Annotated in this window: 14 protein-coding genes; 10 read left to right on the plus strand and 4 right to left on the minus strand. The window is 72.5% G+C overall.

What is annotated here, in order from left to right; translation table 11 throughout:
- Nucleotides 1–63: 63 nt before the first annotated feature.
- From EDF34_RS02075 to EDF34_RS02115, 9 genes are all read left to right on the plus strand, one after another.
- The gene (locus tag EDF34_RS02075; protein ID WP_123369707.1) at nucleotides 64–1,089 is read left to right on the plus strand and encodes a LacI family DNA-binding transcriptional regulator; all 1,026 of its coding nucleotides are present in this window, start codon (nucleotides 64–66) and stop codon (nucleotides 1,087–1,089) included.
- Between the two features lie 129 nt (nucleotides 1,090–1,218).
- The gene (locus tag EDF34_RS02080) at nucleotides 1,219–2,505 is read left to right on the plus strand and encodes a glycoside hydrolase family 6 protein (RefSeq protein ID WP_123369708.1); all 1,287 of its coding nucleotides are present in this window, start codon (nucleotides 1,219–1,221) and stop codon (nucleotides 2,503–2,505) included.
- 153 nt (nucleotides 2,506–2,658) lie between these two features.
- Nucleotides 2,659–4,005 carry a ricin-type beta-trefoil lectin domain protein gene (locus EDF34_RS02085; protein ID WP_123369709.1) on the plus strand — a complete coding sequence of 449 codons (1,347 nt, stop codon included), beginning with the start codon at nucleotides 2,659–2,661 and terminating at the stop codon, nucleotides 4,003–4,005.
- 33 nt (nucleotides 4,006–4,038) lie between these two features.
- Nucleotides 4,039–5,643 carry a beta-1,3-glucanase family protein gene (locus EDF34_RS02090; RefSeq protein WP_123369710.1) on the plus strand — a complete coding sequence of 535 codons (1,605 nt, stop codon included), beginning with the start codon at nucleotides 4,039–4,041 and terminating at the stop codon, nucleotides 5,641–5,643.
- 76 nt (nucleotides 5,644–5,719) lie between these two features.
- A complete protein-coding gene (locus EDF34_RS02095; RefSeq protein WP_123369711.1) occupies nucleotides 5,720–6,703 on the plus strand; it encodes a magnesium transporter CorA family protein in 984 nt (327 codons plus the stop codon).
- A gap of 324 nt (nucleotides 6,704–7,027) precedes the next feature.
- Nucleotides 7,028–7,546 (plus strand): cysteine dioxygenase family protein, encoded by a 519-nt coding sequence (locus tag EDF34_RS02100; RefSeq protein WP_123369712.1) that lies wholly within the window; start codon nucleotides 7,028–7,030, stop codon nucleotides 7,544–7,546.
- Nucleotides 7,543–7,989: a rhodanese-like domain-containing protein gene (locus tag EDF34_RS02105; RefSeq protein WP_123369713.1), complete on the plus strand. Its 447-nt coding sequence runs from the start codon at nucleotides 7,543–7,545 to the stop codon at nucleotides 7,987–7,989. Before EDF34_RS02100 ends, EDF34_RS02105 begins: the two co-directional genes overlap by 4 nt.
- 117 nt (nucleotides 7,990–8,106) lie before the next feature.
- Complete coding sequence (locus tag EDF34_RS02110; RefSeq protein ID WP_123369714.1) at nucleotides 8,107–9,972, plus strand: bifunctional UDP-sugar hydrolase/5'-nucleotidase; 1,866 nt, start codon at nucleotides 8,107–8,109, stop codon at nucleotides 9,970–9,972.
- Between the two features lie 57 nt (nucleotides 9,973–10,029).
- A complete protein-coding gene (locus tag EDF34_RS02115) occupies nucleotides 10,030–10,860 on the plus strand; it encodes an alpha/beta fold hydrolase (RefSeq protein ID WP_123369715.1) in 831 nt (276 codons plus the stop codon).
- On the opposite strand, the gene EDF34_RS02120 is transcribed toward EDF34_RS02115, so the two are convergent.
- Genes EDF34_RS02120 through EDF34_RS02130 form a run of 3 tightly spaced genes read right to left on the minus strand, consistent with a single transcriptional unit; the run spans nucleotide 10,857 to nucleotide 13,238 of the window.
- Nucleotides 10,857–11,513, minus strand: a complete 657-nt coding sequence (locus tag EDF34_RS02120) for a triacylglycerol lipase (RefSeq protein ID WP_233575135.1) — start codon at nucleotides 11,511–11,513, stop codon at nucleotides 10,857–10,859. The genes EDF34_RS02115 and EDF34_RS02120 overlap by 4 nt on opposite strands.
- A 5-nt stretch (nucleotides 11,514–11,518) precedes the next feature.
- Complete coding sequence (locus tag EDF34_RS02125) at nucleotides 11,519–12,037, minus strand: DUF1990 family protein (RefSeq protein ID WP_233575238.1); 519 nt, start codon at nucleotides 12,035–12,037, stop codon at nucleotides 11,519–11,521.
- 58 nt (nucleotides 12,038–12,095) lie between these two features.
- Entirely contained in the window at nucleotides 12,096–13,238 is a 1,143-nt protein-coding gene (locus EDF34_RS02130) for a glutathione-independent formaldehyde dehydrogenase (RefSeq protein WP_123369718.1), read from the minus strand.
- A 182-nt stretch (nucleotides 13,239–13,420) separates the two neighbouring features.
- Here EDF34_RS02130 and EDF34_RS02135 point away from each other — a divergent pair, with 182 nt between their 5' ends.
- Nucleotides 13,421–14,455 carry an NAD-dependent epimerase/dehydratase family protein gene (locus EDF34_RS02135; RefSeq protein ID WP_123369719.1) on the plus strand — a complete coding sequence of 345 codons (1,035 nt, stop codon included), beginning with the start codon at nucleotides 13,421–13,423 and terminating at the stop codon, nucleotides 14,453–14,455.
- Here EDF34_RS02135 and EDF34_RS02140 read toward each other — a convergent pair.
- On the minus strand, nucleotides 14,452–15,441 hold the full coding sequence (locus EDF34_RS02140; RefSeq protein ID WP_123369720.1) for a manganese catalase family protein: 990 nt from the start codon (nucleotides 15,439–15,441) through the stop codon (nucleotides 14,452–14,454). The genes EDF34_RS02135 and EDF34_RS02140 overlap by 4 nt on opposite strands.
- Nucleotides 15,442–15,555 lie beyond the last annotated feature (114 nt).

Raw genomic sequence — 15,555 nt, forward strand, 5'->3', positions numbered from 1 at the left:
CGAGCACGCCCCCCGCACTACCGTGAGGGCTCACCCCTGCACCGAGGAAGGCACCCGCCCGCGATGGAACCGCCCCGACGGCAGCCGACCCTCGACGAGGTCGCTCTCCACGCCGGCGTGTCCCGGTCGGCGGCGTCCCGCGCGGTGAACAACGGCCCCAACGTCAGCCGGGCCAAGCGCGACGCCGTGCTCAAGGCCGTCCGCGACCTGGGTTACGTCCCCAACGCGACCGCCCGCGCCCTGGCGACCAGCCACGCTGGCGCCGTCGTGCTGGCCGTCGCCAACGACGACCCCGCGCTGTTCGTCGACCCCTTCTACGCCCAGATCATCCTGGGTGTCGCGGCGGAGCTCGACCGCGCCGACCTCGACCTCACCCTGATGCTCGCGGCGTCCGCCCAGGGCCGGGACCGGCTCAAGCGCACGCTGCGCTCGCGCCGGTCCGACGGGTTCCTGGTCATCGCCCCGGGGGGCGACGACTGGCTCGGGGCGGTCGCGCACATGACCGACCTGCCGGTGGTGTTCTGCGGACGCCCGCTCGGCGCCGAGCCGTCCTGGTACGTCGACGCCGACAACCGCGGCGGCGGGCGGCTCGCGACCGAGCACCTCGTCGCGCTCGGTCGACGACGCATCGCGATGATCGCCGGGCCGATGGACCTGCAGTCCACGGTCGACCGCCACCGGGGGTTCACGGACGCGATGGCGGTCGCCGGGCTCGACCCCTCGCGGATCGCCACCGCCGACTTCACACCCCACGGCGGCGCGCTGGCCATGGCGCGCCTGCTCGATCGCCATCCCGACCTCGACGCGGTGTTCGCAGGCTCGGACAACATGGCGGCCGGCGCGCTCGGGGCGCTGCGGGCTGCCGGTCGCTCGGTCCCTGACGACGTCGCCGTCGTCGGGTTCGACGACCTGACGATCGCGGCGCAGACGGCACCGGACCTGACGACGATCCACCAGCCGATCCAGGCGCTCGGCCAGGAGATGGCCAAGATGCTGGTCCGGCTCATCGGGGGCGAGCGGCCCAGCCCGCTCATCGTGCCGACGCACCTCGTGGTCCGGGGCTCCGCGCCGACGCCGGTCACTGACTGACCGGTCGGAAATGTCGGGTCTTGACGCCCGAGGGGTCAGCGACCACTATGGCCGGGAGCAACTGGAAGCGCTTCCAGTTTCGCCCCGCCCGCGCAGCGTCGCGCGGACAGCACCCGAGGAGTAGCCGCCATGGCCGCACACCGCCGTTCCAGCAGGATCCTCGCGGCGCTGGCCGCGTGCGTGCTCGTCGTCGGGCTCGGCGGCACGTCCGCGTGGGCCGCGAACGACGTCCTGCACCCGGGCGTGCGGTTCTACGTCGACCCTGCCAGCTCGACCGCGCAGGCGGCTCGGTCCCTGCACGGCCAGGCGAAGCGGGACGCGCGGCTGCTCGCCTCGATCCCGAGCGCCACGTGGTTCACGGGCGGGACGCCGGCGCAGGTGAAGAAGGACGTGCGGTCGCTCGTGACGCGCGCCGGACGGCAGGTGCCGGTGCTCGTCGCGTACGACGTGCCGTTCAGGGACTGCGCGCTCTACTCGGCCGGCGGGGCGGCCGACGTGGCCGCGTACAAGGCCTGGATCGACGCGTTCGCCGCGGGCATCGGCTCGAGGAAGGCAGTCGTGGTCCTGGAGCCCGACGGCCTGGGCGTCATCCCCTGGTACACCACGCTCGACGGCGTCGCGGAGAGCTGCCGGCCCGCCTCGCTCGACCCCGCGACGGCGGTCGCCCAGCGGTTCGAGGTGCTCAACTACGCCGTCGACGCGCTCAAGGCCCGGCCAGGCACCGTGGTCTACCTGGACGGCACCGGTCCCTCGTGGCTGCCTGCCAGCGAGTCCGCGGACCGGCTGATCAAGGCCGGCGTGCAGCGCGCGGACGGCTTCTTCCTCAACGTGTCGAACTACGAGCACACGCAGAACGACGTGCAGTACGGCACCTGGATCTCGTCGTGCATCGCCTACGTCACGCAGGTGTCCCCCGGCGACTTCGCCGGGTGCGGGCACCAGTACTGGAGCGGCGGCCCGGCCAACGACTGGACCGGGGTCTCGCTGCGGAACACCGGCGTGTGGAGCGACACCGCGACGGACCCGACGCTCAACACGGCCGGGATCAACTCGCGCTACGACCTGGTCCTGGGCGGAGTCCGTCCGTCCACGCACTTCGTCGTCGACACCAGCCGGAACGGCCAGGGCGCGTGGACCGCGCCCGCCGGGAGGTACACCGACGCCGAGACGTGGTGCAACCCGCCCGGACGCGGCCTCGGGGTCCGCCCGACGACCCGCACCGGCAGCGAGCTCGCCGACGCGTACCTGTGGATCAAGGTGCCCGGGGAGTCCGACGGCGAGTGCTTCCGCGGCACGGGTGGGCCGATCGACCCCGAGCGCGGGAGCGCCGACCCGGCCGCCGGGCACTGGTTCGCGGCCCAGGCGCGCGAGCTGATCAGCCTCGCCGACCCTGTCCTGCGCTGCCGGAGGCAGTGAGCCGCACGTCTCGTCGTGCCGTCCCGCGCCGGCCGAACCCCTGGCCGCGCGTCACCGCCCGTGCGGGCCCGTCGTCGTGCGACGACCGGCCGCGCCGCGCCCGCACCCGGACGCTCGGGCACTCGTCGTCCATCCCCGGAAAGAGGTAGAGCCATGCTCCGAGTCTCCCGTTCCCGTCGTCGCGCGTCCCTGGCCCTCGCGGGCCTCGCCACGCTCGCCGTCATCGGCGCCACCAGCGCGACCAGCGCCTCCGCGGCCGTCCCCGCGCCGCCGTCCGGCTGGACGCAGGTGTTCGCCGACGACTTCACCGGCGCCGCGAACACGGGCCTCAACACCGGCCGCTGGCTCTACGACATCGGCACCGGCTACCCCGGCGGAGCGGCCGGGTGGGGCACGGGTGAGATCGAGACGATGACCAGCAGCACCGCGAACGTCTACCAGGACGGCTCGGGGCACCTGGTCATCAAGCCGATCCGCGACGGCGCCGGGCGGTGGACGAGCGGGCGGGTCGAGACCCAGCGCACCGACTTCGCCGCACCCGCCGGCGGCAAGCTCCGGTTCGAGGCGTCGCTGCAGCAGCCGAACGTCAGCGGGGCCGCGGCCGCCGGGTACTGGCCGGCGTTCTGGTCCCTCGGTGCGGCGGCGCGCGGGACCGGCGCGAGCGGTTGGCCGGGCATCGGCGAGATCGACATCATGGAGGACATCAACGGATTGAGCTCGGAGTTCGCGACCCTGCACTGCGGCGTCTCCCCGGGCGGCCCGTGCAACGAGACCTCGGGCCTCGGCAGCGGGCAGCGTGCGTGCGGCGGCTGCCAGACCGGGTTCCACACCTACGCGATGGAGCTGGACCGCAGCGTCTCCCCCGAGCGGATCCGCTGGTACGTCGACGGCAGCAACTTCTTCACGATCAGCGCGAACCAGGTCGACGCGACGACGTGGAACAACGCCACGCACCACGGCTTCTTCATGATTCTCGACGTCGCGATCGGTGGCGGCTTCCCCGCGGCCTTCGGCGGCGGGCCGACCGCGGCGACGCAGTCGGGCGTGCCGATGGTCGTCGACTACGTGAGCGCCTCCACGACCGGCGGCGGGACGACTCCCCCGCCGGCCGGCGGTGGGAAGTCGATCACCCAGGCGAACGGCCTGTGCCTCGACAACGACGCGGCGAGCACGGCGAACGGCAACAAGGTCCAGATCTGGGACTGCAACGGCAGCGTCGCCCAGCACTGGACCTTCGTGCAGGCAGGCACGACGCTGCACGTCCAGGGCAAGTGCCTCGACATCACCGGGGGCGGCACGGCGAACGGCACCAAGGTGCAGCTCTACGACTGCAACAGCACGGGCGCGCAGGTGTGGATCCCGCAGTCGAACGGCTCGTACTACAACCCCGCCTCGAACCGGTGCCTCGACGACCCCGCGGGCTCGACGACCCGCGGCACGCAGGTCCAGATCTGGGACTGCAACGGGTCGGCCGCGCAGCGCTGGACCCTGCACGCCTGACGTCCCCCACCCCACCCACGAAGGAGCAGGTCAATGAGGACCAGCAGACGCATGCTCGGCGCGCTCAGCGCGCTGGCGATCGCGGCGACCGCGGCGCTCGTCGCCGCGGCACCGGCCCAGGCGGTCGGCCCCGACAGGTTGCCCGTCACGGTCACGAACTCGAGCGGGCGCGGAGAGGCCGTGTACCTGTACGTCCTGGGCACCAACCTGGCGACCGGCAAGCTCGGGTACGTCAACGCGGGCGGCACGTTCACCGCGTGGCCGGCGGGTTCGCTCCCGCCGTCGCCCGCCCCTGACGTCGCGATCGGCGGACCGAGAAGCGGGTCCTCGACGACGATCCAGGTGCCGCGCGGGATCTCGGGGCGGATCTACTTCTCGCTCGGGTCGAAGCTCAGGTTCTTCCTCACGCCCGACGGGCTCGTCCAGCCGGCGCCGTGGGCGTCCGGCGACGCCAACCACGACATCCTGTTCGACTGGAGCGAGTTCACCTACAACGACGCCGGCCTGTGGCTGAACAGCTCGCAGGTCGACATGTTCGCGGTGCCGCACGCGGTCACCGTGACGGGCGCGTCGGGAACCAAGCGGACCGGCGACCTCGTCGCCAACGGCCGCGACGCCGTGATCAACGGCATCGCCGCGCAGCCCGGGTGGGCGAACACCGTGGTCAAGCGGTCCGACGGGACCGTTCTGCGGGTCCTCGCCCCGGGCAAGGCCGCGGGGGCGGGCCTGTTCAGCACGACGTACCTCGACTCGTACATCGCGTCGGCCTGGGGCGCCTACGACTCCAAGACACTCACGGTCGTCCCGTTCACGGACCAGCCGAACACGAAGTACTTCGGCCGGACGTCGGGGACGGTCATGAGGTTCACCAACAGCGCGGGCACCCAGGTGGCCTCGTTCAACCGGCCCAGCAGCGCCGACGTGTGGGGCTGCGACGGCGCGCTGGGCGCACCGAACGACGCCGTCGTCGGCCCGATCGCCCGCACCCTGTGCGCCGCGCTCAACCGCGGCACGCTCGGAACGGTCGACACCCAGCCGAGCACGGACGCGTCGGCGTTCTACAAGAGCAGCCCGACGAACCAGTACGCGCGGATCATCCACGCCAACCAGGCCGACGGGAAGGCGTACGCCTTCGCGTTCGACGACGTCGGCAACTTCGAGTCGCTCGTCAACGACGGCTCGCCCACCGCGGCCGGCCTCGTCATCGAGCCGTTCACCGGTGGCGGCGGAACGACCCCGCCCCCGACCGGCGGCGGCAAGTCGATCACCAACGCGAACGGGCTCTGCCTCGACAACAACGCGGCCAGCACGGCGAACGGCAACAGGATCCAGGTCTGGGACTGCAACGGCAGCGTCGCCCAGCAGTGGACCTTCGTGGCTGCGGGCACGACGCTGCGCGTGCAGGGCAAGTGCCTCGACATCGCCGCGGGCGGCACGGCGAACGGCACCAAGGTGCAGCTCTACGACTGCAACAGCACAGGCGCGCAGGTGTGGATCCCGCAGACCAACGGGTCCTACCTGAACCCGGCGTCGAACCGGTGCCTGGACAACCCCGCGGGCTCCACGACCCGCGGTACGCAGGTCCAGATCTGGGACTGCAACGGGTCGGGCGCCCAGAGGTGGACGCTGACCAGCTGACCCGCTCACCGGCCGCTCGGCCCCGGACGGACCCGGTGCCGAGCGGTCGGCGCGTGCGAGCGCCAGGATGGGGCCCGTGGACGTGCACCACATCACCCCGGACGGCGTCGTCGACGTCGCGGTCGACGACATCCCCGCGCTCCTCTCGTCGGGCGAGGGCCTCGTCTGGGTCGACGTCCCCGCGTGGGACGACGAGGCAGCGGCCGCGCTCACGGCGGCGTTCGACCTCCACCCGCTCGCGGTGCACGACTTCGGGGTGCGCAACCGGCTGCCGAAGCTGCACTCGTACCCCGACGCGCTGCTCCTGGTGCTGCACGCCCCGGAGCGCGGCCGGGGCGGCCACGTCCACCACGTGGAGCTCGACCGGGTCATCGGGCCGGGGTACCTGCTCACCGTCCACGGGCCCGTGAACCCGGCGGTCGCACCCGAGGTCGCGCTGCGCGACACCCGGGAGGTGCTCGGGCGGATCCGGTCCGGCCGGTTGCGCCCGACGACAGCGTTCGACATCTCGCACGCGATCGTCTCGACCCTGACGCGCCGCATGGAGGCGTTCGTCGAGGACCTGACCGCGGAGGTCTGGGAGCTCGAGCGACGGGTCACCGCGGACTCCTACGACAACCCGGAGAAGTTCCTCGACGAGATGTTCCGCACGCGCCACGGACTCCTCGCGGTGCGCACGATCGCCGCGCAGACCGCCGAGATCTACCGTCGCCTGACGGGGATCTCGCGCGCGGTGCCCGACGGGAGCCGCCACCTGGTCGCGGACCTCGTCGACCAGTTCGAGCGGATCGCTGGGCTCGCCGGCGAGGAGCGCGACTACCTCCAGGGCGTCATCGAGTTCTACCGCGCGCGCACCGAGACGAAGATGACGATCGCCGCGGAGCGGCTCGCGGTGATCGCCGTGGTCACCCTGCCGATCACGGCGCTCGCGTCGGTTCTGGGCATGAACCTCATCGTCAACGACCACACGACGGGCGTCCCGCTCGCGGTCGCGCTGGCCGTGATGCTCGCGATGTCCGGCGGGCTGCTGTGGTGGGCGAAGCGGCAGGGCTGGTGGTGACGGATCTGGATGCCCGGACGTCCGCGATCTGAGATCTCCCCGCCAGGTGCTTGATCGCCGGACCACCTCGTGCTCCCCTGTTCGGGCCTCGCCGGACTACCCGCGCGCGGCCCGCTCAGGACCAGGAAGGAGCACGCCGTGAACGCGACCCGCGCACTGCCGCTCCCCGCCCTGCTGCGTTCCTGTCCGGCCTGCTGTCAGCTGCGCTGACTCCCCGCCCGGCCCACGCCGGGAAGCAGGCCCGTCCGACAGAGCCCTCGACGCCCCGGCACATCGCTGCGACGAGCGCCGTCGGTCCGCAGACGCATCCGAGAGGCACGACCCATGAGCATCGACCTGTCCCCCCGCCCGGCAGCCGCAGCACCGGCATCGGCCCCGTCACTCGGCGTCGATGCGCTCATCGCGCTGACCCGCTCCATCGCCGCGCAGCCCGAGCTCTGGCAGCCGCTCGTCCGGTTCCAGGAGAGCGGCCGCTGGTGGACCCGCCTCGAGGCGCCCGACGGCGTCGACGTCTGGCTCCTGACCTGGCTGCCCTCGCAGGGCACCGAGCTGCACGACCACGGCGCCTCGGCGGCGGCCTTCACCATCGCCGCGGGCACGCTCACCGAGTTCCGCCCGGACGCCGGCGGCACGGCCGTCCCCCGCGACTTCGCAGCCGGCCTGACCCAGACGGTCGACCCGGGAGACCTGCACGACGTCCTCAACCGTGGCACCGAGCCCGCCGTGAGCATCCACGCGTACTCGCCGCCGCTGACCCGCATGACCTACTGGGCCACGACCACCGACGGCCGGCTCGTCCCGGCCCGCACGGTGGACACCGACGAGCCGGAGACCGACAAGTGAGCCCGCGGCCGCGGCGGACCATCGAGGACGTGCTGGCCGAGGCCCGCGCCGGGCTCGACCGGCTCGAGCCGCGCGAGGCGTGGGACGCGGTGCGCGCCGGGGCGCTGCTCGTCGACATCCGTCCGGCGGCCCAGCGCCTCGTCGAGGGCGAGGTACCGCAGGCTCTGATCATCGAGCGCAACGTCCTCGAGTGGCGGCTCGACCCCGCCGGGTCGCACCGCATCCCCGCCGCGACCGGCTACGACGTCCAGGTGATCGTGCTCTGCTCCGAGGGCTACACCTCGAGCCTCGCCGCGGCCGCGCTGGCCGACCTCGGGCTGCACCGCTCGACGGACGTCGTGGGCGGGTTCCACGCCTGGGTCGCGGCCGGTCTGCCCGCGACCGGCGGGTCGCTCGGGCCAGCGCCCCGCCTGCACGAGGAGCGCCCTCTGCTCGTCGGCTGAGGCCTTCTGGTCGGCGGGCGGGTTCACCCGTTCGCCATGCCCGTGTCACCCCATCGGGGTACCGTGCGCGGCGCACCGCAATCCGGTGCATCGTCGACATCACGGGAGGACTCCGACATGGGGATCAGCATGCGAGGGCGCGGCAGGGTCGCCGCGGGCGGCGTGGCCATGGCCACGGCGCTGCTCGCCGGCCTGGCCACACCGGCCATGGCAGGCGGGCACGGACACGGCAACGGGCACGGCAACGGGCACGGGCACGGCGCAGCCAGCGACTACCACCTCACGGTCATGGGCACCACGGACCTGCACGGCAGCGCCCTGAACTGGGACTACTTCAAGAACGCGGAGTACGACGACAGCGCGCACAACGACGTGGGCCTCGCGAAGATCTCGACCCTCGTCAACCAGGTCCGCGCCGAGAAGGGCGCGCGCAACACGCTGCTCCTCGACGCGGGCGACACGATCCAGGGCACGTCGCTGGCGTACTACTACGCCAAGATCCAGCCCATCTCGAGGACCGTCGAGCACCCCATGGCCGCCGCGATGAACGCGATCGGCTACGACGCCGCCGCGGTCGGCAACCACGAGTTCAACTACGGCATCCCCTACCTGCGCACGTTCGAGAAGCAGCTCGACTTCCCGCTCCTGGCGGCGAACGCTCTCGACGACGGCACCGGCCGGCCCGCGTTCGAGCCGTACGTCATCAAGACCGTCCGGCCCGCGCACGGCAAGCCGATCAAGGTCGGCATCCTCGGGCTGACGAACCCCGGCATCGCGATCTGGGACAAGGCCAACGTCGAGGGCAAGCTCAGCTTCGGCGGGCTCGTCGAGCAGGCGAAGAAGTACGTGCCGAAGATGAAGCGGGCGGGCGCGGACGTCGTGCTGGTCGCCGCCCACTCCGGTGCCGACACGTCCTCGTCGTACGGCGACACCCTCCCGTTCCCCGAGAACGCCGCGACGCTCGTCGCGCAGCAGGTGCCGGACATCGACGCGATCCTCGTCGGTCACGCCCACCAGGAGATCGCGAAGCGCGTGGTCACCAACACGACGACCGGCAAGCCGGTCGTGCTGTCCGAGCCGCTCAAGTGGGGCGAGCGGCTGACCGTGTTCGACGTCGACCTGAGCTTCGCGCGCGGCCGCTGGTCGGTCGACTCGGTCGACTCGAAGGTGCTGAGCTCGAGCACGGTCCCGGAGGACCCGAAGATCGTGAAGCTGCTGGCCACGGACCAGAAGAAGGTCGTGACCTACGTCAACGGCGTGATCGGCACCTCGACCCAGGCGATGTCGGCGGCGACAGCACGGTACGAGGACACCGCGGCTCTCGACTTCATCAACTACGTGCAGGCCGAGGCCGTCAAGACCGACCTCACGGGCGCGGACGCAGACCTGCCGGTCCTGTCCATCGCGGCACCGTTCAACAAGGACGCCGCGATCCCCGCCGGTGACGTCTCCGTGCGCGACATCGCCGGTCTGTACATCTACGACAACACGCTCCTGGGCATCAAGCTCACCGGCGCGCAGGTCAAGGCGTACCTGGAGAAGTCGGCGGAGTACTTCAAGCCCGTCGCCGGGCCTGGCACGTACCCGGCCAACCAGCTCACCAACGCCGTGACGCCCACCGCACCCAGCGGGACGCCGGACTACAACTACGACGTCATGGGCGGGCTCGACGCCCCGCTCACGTATGACGTCGACCTGACCAAGGCCGTCGGCAGCCGGGTGACCGGCCTCGCCTACGGCGGGTCGCCGGTGACCGACGACCAGGTGTTCGTCGTGGCGATCAACAACTACCGGCAGTCCGGGGGCGGCAACTTCCCCGGCGTCGTCGGCGCGCCCGTCGTCTACAACCGGCAGGTGGAGATCCGCCAGCTGCTGATCGACTGGGTGACCGCCCACAAGACGGTGGACCCGGCGCTGTTCTCGGCGAGCAACCCGGACTGGCAGCTGACTGCCGGCGCGACGCCGCTGACCGTCACGCCGTAGCCCGACGCGGGTGCGGATGCTGCGGCGTCCGCACCCGCGCTCTGCCACCATCAGTCCATGGCAGGCATCGGACCCGGGTGGAGCGAGAAGTCCCTCATGGTCGAGGGGCACCGGATCGCCTACCGGGTCAGCTCGACGGTCGCCGACGCCGTGCCGATCGTGCACGTGCACGGCTTCGCCATCTCGGGCTCGTACCTCATGCCCACCGCGCGGCGGCTGGCCCACCGCGCCACGAACGTCGTGCCGGACCTTCCCGGCTACGGCCGCAGCGAGCGGCGCGCGGCCACGCTCGGCATCCCCGCGCTCGCGAGCGCGCTGGTCGAGATCCTCGACGCGCTCGAGCTCGAGCGCGTGGTGCTCGTCGGCAACTCCATGGGGTGCCCCGTGGTGCTCGAGGTCGCACACATGAGCCCCGACCGCGTCGACCGCGTGGTGCTCGTCTCCCCCGCGGGCGGCGTGCACAACCAGCCGCTGCGCCGTGCGATCGGGCAGCTCGCCACGGACGGGCTCCGGGAGAGCCCGCGCATGGCGCGCGTCGCGGTGCCGGACTACCTGCGGTTCGGCCCCGTCAACACGTTCAACCTCTTCAGCGAGCTCACCCGGTTCCCGTCGCTCGAGCGGTTGCTGCACACGCCGGTGCCGGCCCTGGCGGTCATCGGCAGCCGCGACCCCTTCATGGCGCCGCCCTACCGGATCCGCGAGGTCGGCCGCCAGGCTCCCGACCACATCACCGTCGCGCTCATCGAGGGCGCCGCCCACGCGATCAACTTCAGCCACCCGGGTGAGCTCGCCCACGTCATCGAGTCGTGGTTGGACGGGATCGAGATCGTCGACGACCCGGACGAGCCGGGCTTCACGCGCGTGCTGCAGCTGCCGCGCGATCCCTAGGAGAGCCGCGCCACGAGCAGGTCCACGAGACGCTCGTCGGCGAGCGGCCGGAAGTGGCCGGGCGTGTCGAGCACGACGTCCACCGCGCCGGCCAACTCGCTGCCCTCGGGGACGTGCGGGTCCCAGACGCTGTGGGCCGACGTGATCCGCGCGTTGGTGTCGACCTCGGCGGCGAGCGCCACGATCGTGGCGTTCGTCGGCACGAACGCCCGGACCGCGCCGTCGAGGAACCAGCGGGCGTAGCGCGAACCCGCGAACGGGGTGTTGACGGCGATCATGTCGGCGATCCGGTCGTCGGGGTCCTCGCGCGACATCGCGAGCTTGCCGATCAGCCCGCCCTTGCTGTGCGCGACCAGCGTCACGTCGCGCAGGTCGTGGGCGACGAGGTATCGGCCGAGGGCGGCGGCGGCGGCCGGGATGGCCCTGCGGTTCACACCGAGCTCGGGCAGCACGTGCACGCGGGCGCCGCGGTCGTGCAGGAGCCGCGCCCACGGGAGCAGGAACCGCCACGGCTCGTACACGCCGGGGAGCAGGACGATCGTCGGGCCGGTCCCTGCAGAGAAGTCGTCGGGCCGCGCGCGCGAGACGACCGCCGCGATCTGCCAGCGGCAGACGAAGGCGTAGTCGAGCACCCGCCACCAGGTGTGCCGCACGAGCCTCACAGCGCACGCGCCGCGGCCAGGTAGCGATGCGTGACGAACCGCTGAGCGGCGTCCGCGAACGCCGGGACCACGCGCGCCACGGCGAGCGACGGCCGGCTGACGGCCTCGACGACGAAGAGCAGGCCGCCTGGCGTCGCCAGGAACCTGAAGCTCTCGATGCCGTGCTCCGGGTGGCCCGGCAGGGTCGCGTACGTGAACCCGACCTCGTCGGGCCCGTCGACGACCGCGAGGACCCGGCACGGCGCCGCCCAGGCGAGCGGGCCGAGCGGCACGCCGACGACGACCGTCTCCCCCGCGCGCGCCGGGCCGGCCGCCACCACGCGCAGGCCGGCCGCCCGGTGCAGCGACCAGCCGAGCAGCGCGGCGCCGGCGTCGGCGAGCGGGACGCCCGCGACCTCGGTCGACACCGAGAACCGTCCGTAGCCGGCCGGCGGGTCCGCGAACAACGACGCCGGCGGGACCGGGCCGGACGCACGCGCCCGCTCGAGCGCGCGCGCCCGCGTCCGTGGCGACATCAGCACGCGTGCACCCTTCGACTCGCCGACGCTCGACGGTGCGAGTCTGGCAGACCGGTCAGGCGCCCGGCCGCAGCAGCACCTTGGTCCAGCCGTTGTCCCGGTCGTCGAAGTGCTTGTACCCGTCGGCCGCCTCGTCGAGACCGATCTCGTGCGACACGATGAACGACGGGGTGGCCCGGCCCGCGACGATCAGGTCGCGCAGCTGGCGGTTGTACCGCTTGACCGGGGCCTGCCCCGTGCCCATGTGCTGGCCCTTGGTGAAGAAGGTGCCGTAGTCGAAACCGACTCGGCCCTCCTTCGCGTCCTCGGTCGCGGCCCCCGGGTCCTCGGGCATGTAGACGCCGACGACGCCGATCCCGCCCGTCGTCCGCACGACCTTGACGAGGTTGTCGAGGACGAGCTCAGGGTGCTCCTCGCCGGACGGGTCGTGCGCCTGGTAGCCGACCGCCTCGACGCCGCAGTCGGTGCCCCGGCCGTTCGTCGCGTCCAGGATCTGCTCGACCGGGTCGCCCGCCGAGAAGTCGACCGCGGTGGCACCGATCGTCGTCGCGAGGGCCAGGCGGTCCGCCTCCTTGTCGACGACGAACACCCGGGCCGCACCGCGGATCATCGCGCTGTGCGCGGCCATGAGACCGACCGGCCCGGCGCCGAACACGACGACGTCGTCCCCCGGCTGCTGCCCGGCGAGCACGGTGCCGTGCCAGCCGGTCGGGAAGATGTCGCTGAGCATCGTGAAGTCGTTCTCGTGCTCCGAGCCCTCCGGCAGCTCCAGCAGGTTCACGTCCGCGAACGGCACCCGCAGGTACTCCGCCTGCCCGCCGGGGAACGGGCCCATGTTCGCGTAGCCGTAGGCGGCGCCGTCGACGCCCTCGGTCGGGTTGAGGCTCGTGCAGAACGAGGTCCAGCCCTGCGAGCAGTTGCGGCACGTGCCGCACGAGATGTTGAACGGGACGCTGACCCGGTCGCCGACCTTGATCCGGGTGACGGCACCGCCGACGGCCTCGACGACCCCCATGTTCTCGTGGCCGAAGACGGTGCCCTCCTCGACGCTGGTCCGGCCCTCGTACATGTGCAGGTCCGAGCCGCAGATGTTGGTGGTGGTGATGCGGACGACCGCATCGGTGGGCTGCTCGATCGTCGGGTCGGGGACCTCGGTGACCTCGACGTCGAACGGGCCGCGGTAGACGACTGCGCGCATGGGGATGCTCCCTCTCCAGGAGTGGGTCGCCGGCGAGGCCGGCGCGACTGCCGGGGCGGCTTCCTCACCTCGACGCCCGCCCATGGTGTGCAGACCGCCCGCGAACCGCATCTCGAGGTGCCGTCGGCGCGCAACACGGGCACGGTGGGACCAGTCCGGATCGCACACCACCTGGAGGCAGCATGCACGTCGTGGTCATCGGTGCGAGCGGCAACGTCGGTACCGCGCTCCTGCGCAGGTTCCGGGACGACGAGACCATCACGGCCGTGACCGCGATCGCCCGCCGCATCCCGACGAGCACCCCGCCGGCCCCGTACGACGCCGCCCGGTGGGTGGCGTGCGACGTCGCGTCCGACGAGCCCGACGAGGTCGTCGTCGCCCGCCTCGCGTCGGCGGTCGCCGGCGCGGACGCCGTCGTGCATCTCGCCTGGGCGATCCAGCCCAGCCACGACCGCCGGTACCTCGCGCGGGTCAACGTGGACGGGACGCGTCGCGTCGTCGAGGCCGTCGCGCGTGCGGGCGTCCCGCACCTGGTGGTCGCCTCGTCGGTCGGGGCCTACTCCCCCGCGCCCGACGACGTGCCGCGGCCGGAGGGATGGGCGACCGACGGGGTGCCGAGCTCGTCGTACAGCGCCGACAAGGCCGCGGTCGAGCGTCTGCTCGACGAGGCCGAGGGTGCCCATCCGCACCTGGTCATCGCACGGGTCCGCCCGGCGCTGGTCTTCCAGCGCCGGGCCGGCAGCGAGATCGCGCGCCTGTTCCTCGGCCCGCTCGTCCCCCGCTCCGCACTGGGTGGTCGGCTGCCGGTCCTGCCGTGGCCGCGTGGGTTGCGCCTCCAGGCCGTGCACGGCGACGACGTGGCCGACGCCTACCGCGAGGTCGTCGTGCGCCAGGCCCGGGGCGCGTTCAACGTGGCGTCGCCCGAGGTCCTCGGACCGCAGGACCTCGCGGACCTGCTCTCCGGCGGCCGGTACCGCGAGGCCTCGCCGGCGCTGCTGAGGGCTGCCGTGACCACGGCCTGGCACGCGCGGGCGGTCGCCGCGGGACCGGGCTGGCTCGACATGGCCATGGCCGCACCCCTGCTCGACACCACGCGCGCCGAGCGCGAGCTCGACTTCCGGCCGCGGTGGACGGCGCAGGCCGCCGTGCAGGACGTCCTCGCGGGGATCGCGAGTCGGTCCGGCACGGCGAGCCCGCCCCTGAAGCCCGGGCGCTAGCGCTTGGCCGGCGCCGCCTTCTTCGGCGGGTCCGTCGGCGCGACGGGCCCGTAGACCGGCTGGACCTCGGCCATCTCGAGGTCGGCCGTGGCCTGGATCAGGGCGAGCAGACCCTCGTCCAGGCCGGGGCTGAACTCCTCGAACCGCTCGTCGGCGATCGTCGACGGCACGCCCTCGGGCGCCTGCTCGCTCGCGTCCAGGGTGGTGCCGTCCTGCGACGGGGACATGCCCTGGAAGATCTTCCCGGCCTCCGAGGAGGCGGTCAGGTCGAACGAGTACTGCTTGCTCTGCAGGCCCAGGTCCACCAGCTTCTTCACCTCGGGGAACCGCTCCGCGTTCGTCTTCGGGATCGGGAGCACCTTGCCCCAGTCCACCCCGAGGGTCTCGAGCGCCTTGGCGTAGGCGTTCTCGTGCGCCTGGTCCCGGACGATGAGGTAGGCGATCGTCGACCGGGCGGTCTTGTTCTCGGTCATCTCGTAGATCCGGCACTTCTGCAGCCGGCCGGTGGACTCGAGCATGAGGTTGTAGAGCAGGTCGAGAACGAGGTTGCCCGAGTTGTAGACGTACGAGCCGCTCCACGGGTTGCCCGCCGAGTCGACCGGCAGGGCACCCTGCGAGGCCACCAGCCAGTGGTGGATGTTGCCCTCGTCGAGCGCGAGGCGCAGCGGGATGTCGCCGCCGGCACCAGGCTTGTCCAACGGGTCCGTCTTCGTGCCGTTGTAGCGCGGCGAGCCGTCGAGCAGCCGGGCGATCGTCGTCCCGATGAGCTCGACGTGGCTGATCTCCTCGGTGCCGATGCCCTGGAGCAGGTCGCGGTACGGCTTGGCGGCCGGACCCCGGAAGTTGATGCTCTGGAAGAGGTACTGCATCATCGTCCGCATCTCGCCGAACTGCCCGCCCAGGCCCTCCTGGAGCGCGTTGGCTGCTGCGGGATCGGGCTCGTCGGCGGCGATGTCGTGGATGAGGCGCTGCACGTGCAGGTACATGGTCGATCCCTCGGCGAGGTCGCCCGGCCCGGAGGGCGTTTCCTGCCACGGACCGCGTGCGCCACCCGGCGACCGGGGACGGCACTGCTCGGACGCTAGGCCCGCGTCACCCTC

Source organism: Cellulomonas sp. PhB150, assembly GCF_003755175.1.
GTDB lineage: Bacteria > Actinomycetota > Actinomycetes > Actinomycetales > Cellulomonadaceae > Cellulomonas.

Excerpts from the sequence above, each read along its gene's own strand:
- EDF34_RS02125 (WP_233575238.1), bottom strand. The coding sequence starts at position 12,037 with ATGTCGCCACGGACGCGGGCGCGCGCGCTCGAGCGGGCGCGTGCGTCC.
- EDF34_RS02140 (WP_123369720.1), bottom strand. The coding sequence starts at position 15,441 with ATGTACCTGCACGTGCAGCGCCTCATCCACGACATCGCCGCCGACGAG.
- EDF34_RS02075 (WP_123369707.1), top strand. The coding sequence starts at position 64 with ATGGAACCGCCCCGACGGCAGCCGACCCTCGACGAGGTCGCTCTCCAC.
- EDF34_RS02110 (WP_123369714.1), top strand. The coding sequence starts at position 8,107 with ATGGGGATCAGCATGCGAGGGCGCGGCAGGGTCGCCGCGGGCGGCGTG.
- EDF34_RS02080 (WP_123369708.1), top strand. The coding sequence starts at position 1,219 with ATGGCCGCACACCGCCGTTCCAGCAGGATCCTCGCGGCGCTGGCCGCG.
- EDF34_RS02130 (WP_123369718.1), bottom strand. The coding sequence starts at position 13,238 with ATGCGCGCAGTCGTCTACCGCGGCCCGTTCGACGTCGAGGTCACCGAG.
- EDF34_RS02135 (WP_123369719.1), top strand. The coding sequence starts at position 13,421 with ATGCACGTCGTGGTCATCGGTGCGAGCGGCAACGTCGGTACCGCGCTC.
- EDF34_RS02090 (WP_123369710.1), top strand. The coding sequence starts at position 4,039 with ATGAGGACCAGCAGACGCATGCTCGGCGCGCTCAGCGCGCTGGCGATC.
- EDF34_RS02100 (WP_123369712.1), top strand. The coding sequence starts at position 7,028 with ATGAGCATCGACCTGTCCCCCCGCCCGGCAGCCGCAGCACCGGCATCG.
- EDF34_RS02085 (WP_123369709.1), top strand. The coding sequence starts at position 2,659 with ATGCTCCGAGTCTCCCGTTCCCGTCGTCGCGCGTCCCTGGCCCTCGCG.
- EDF34_RS02115 (WP_123369715.1), top strand. The coding sequence starts at position 10,030 with ATGGCAGGCATCGGACCCGGGTGGAGCGAGAAGTCCCTCATGGTCGAG.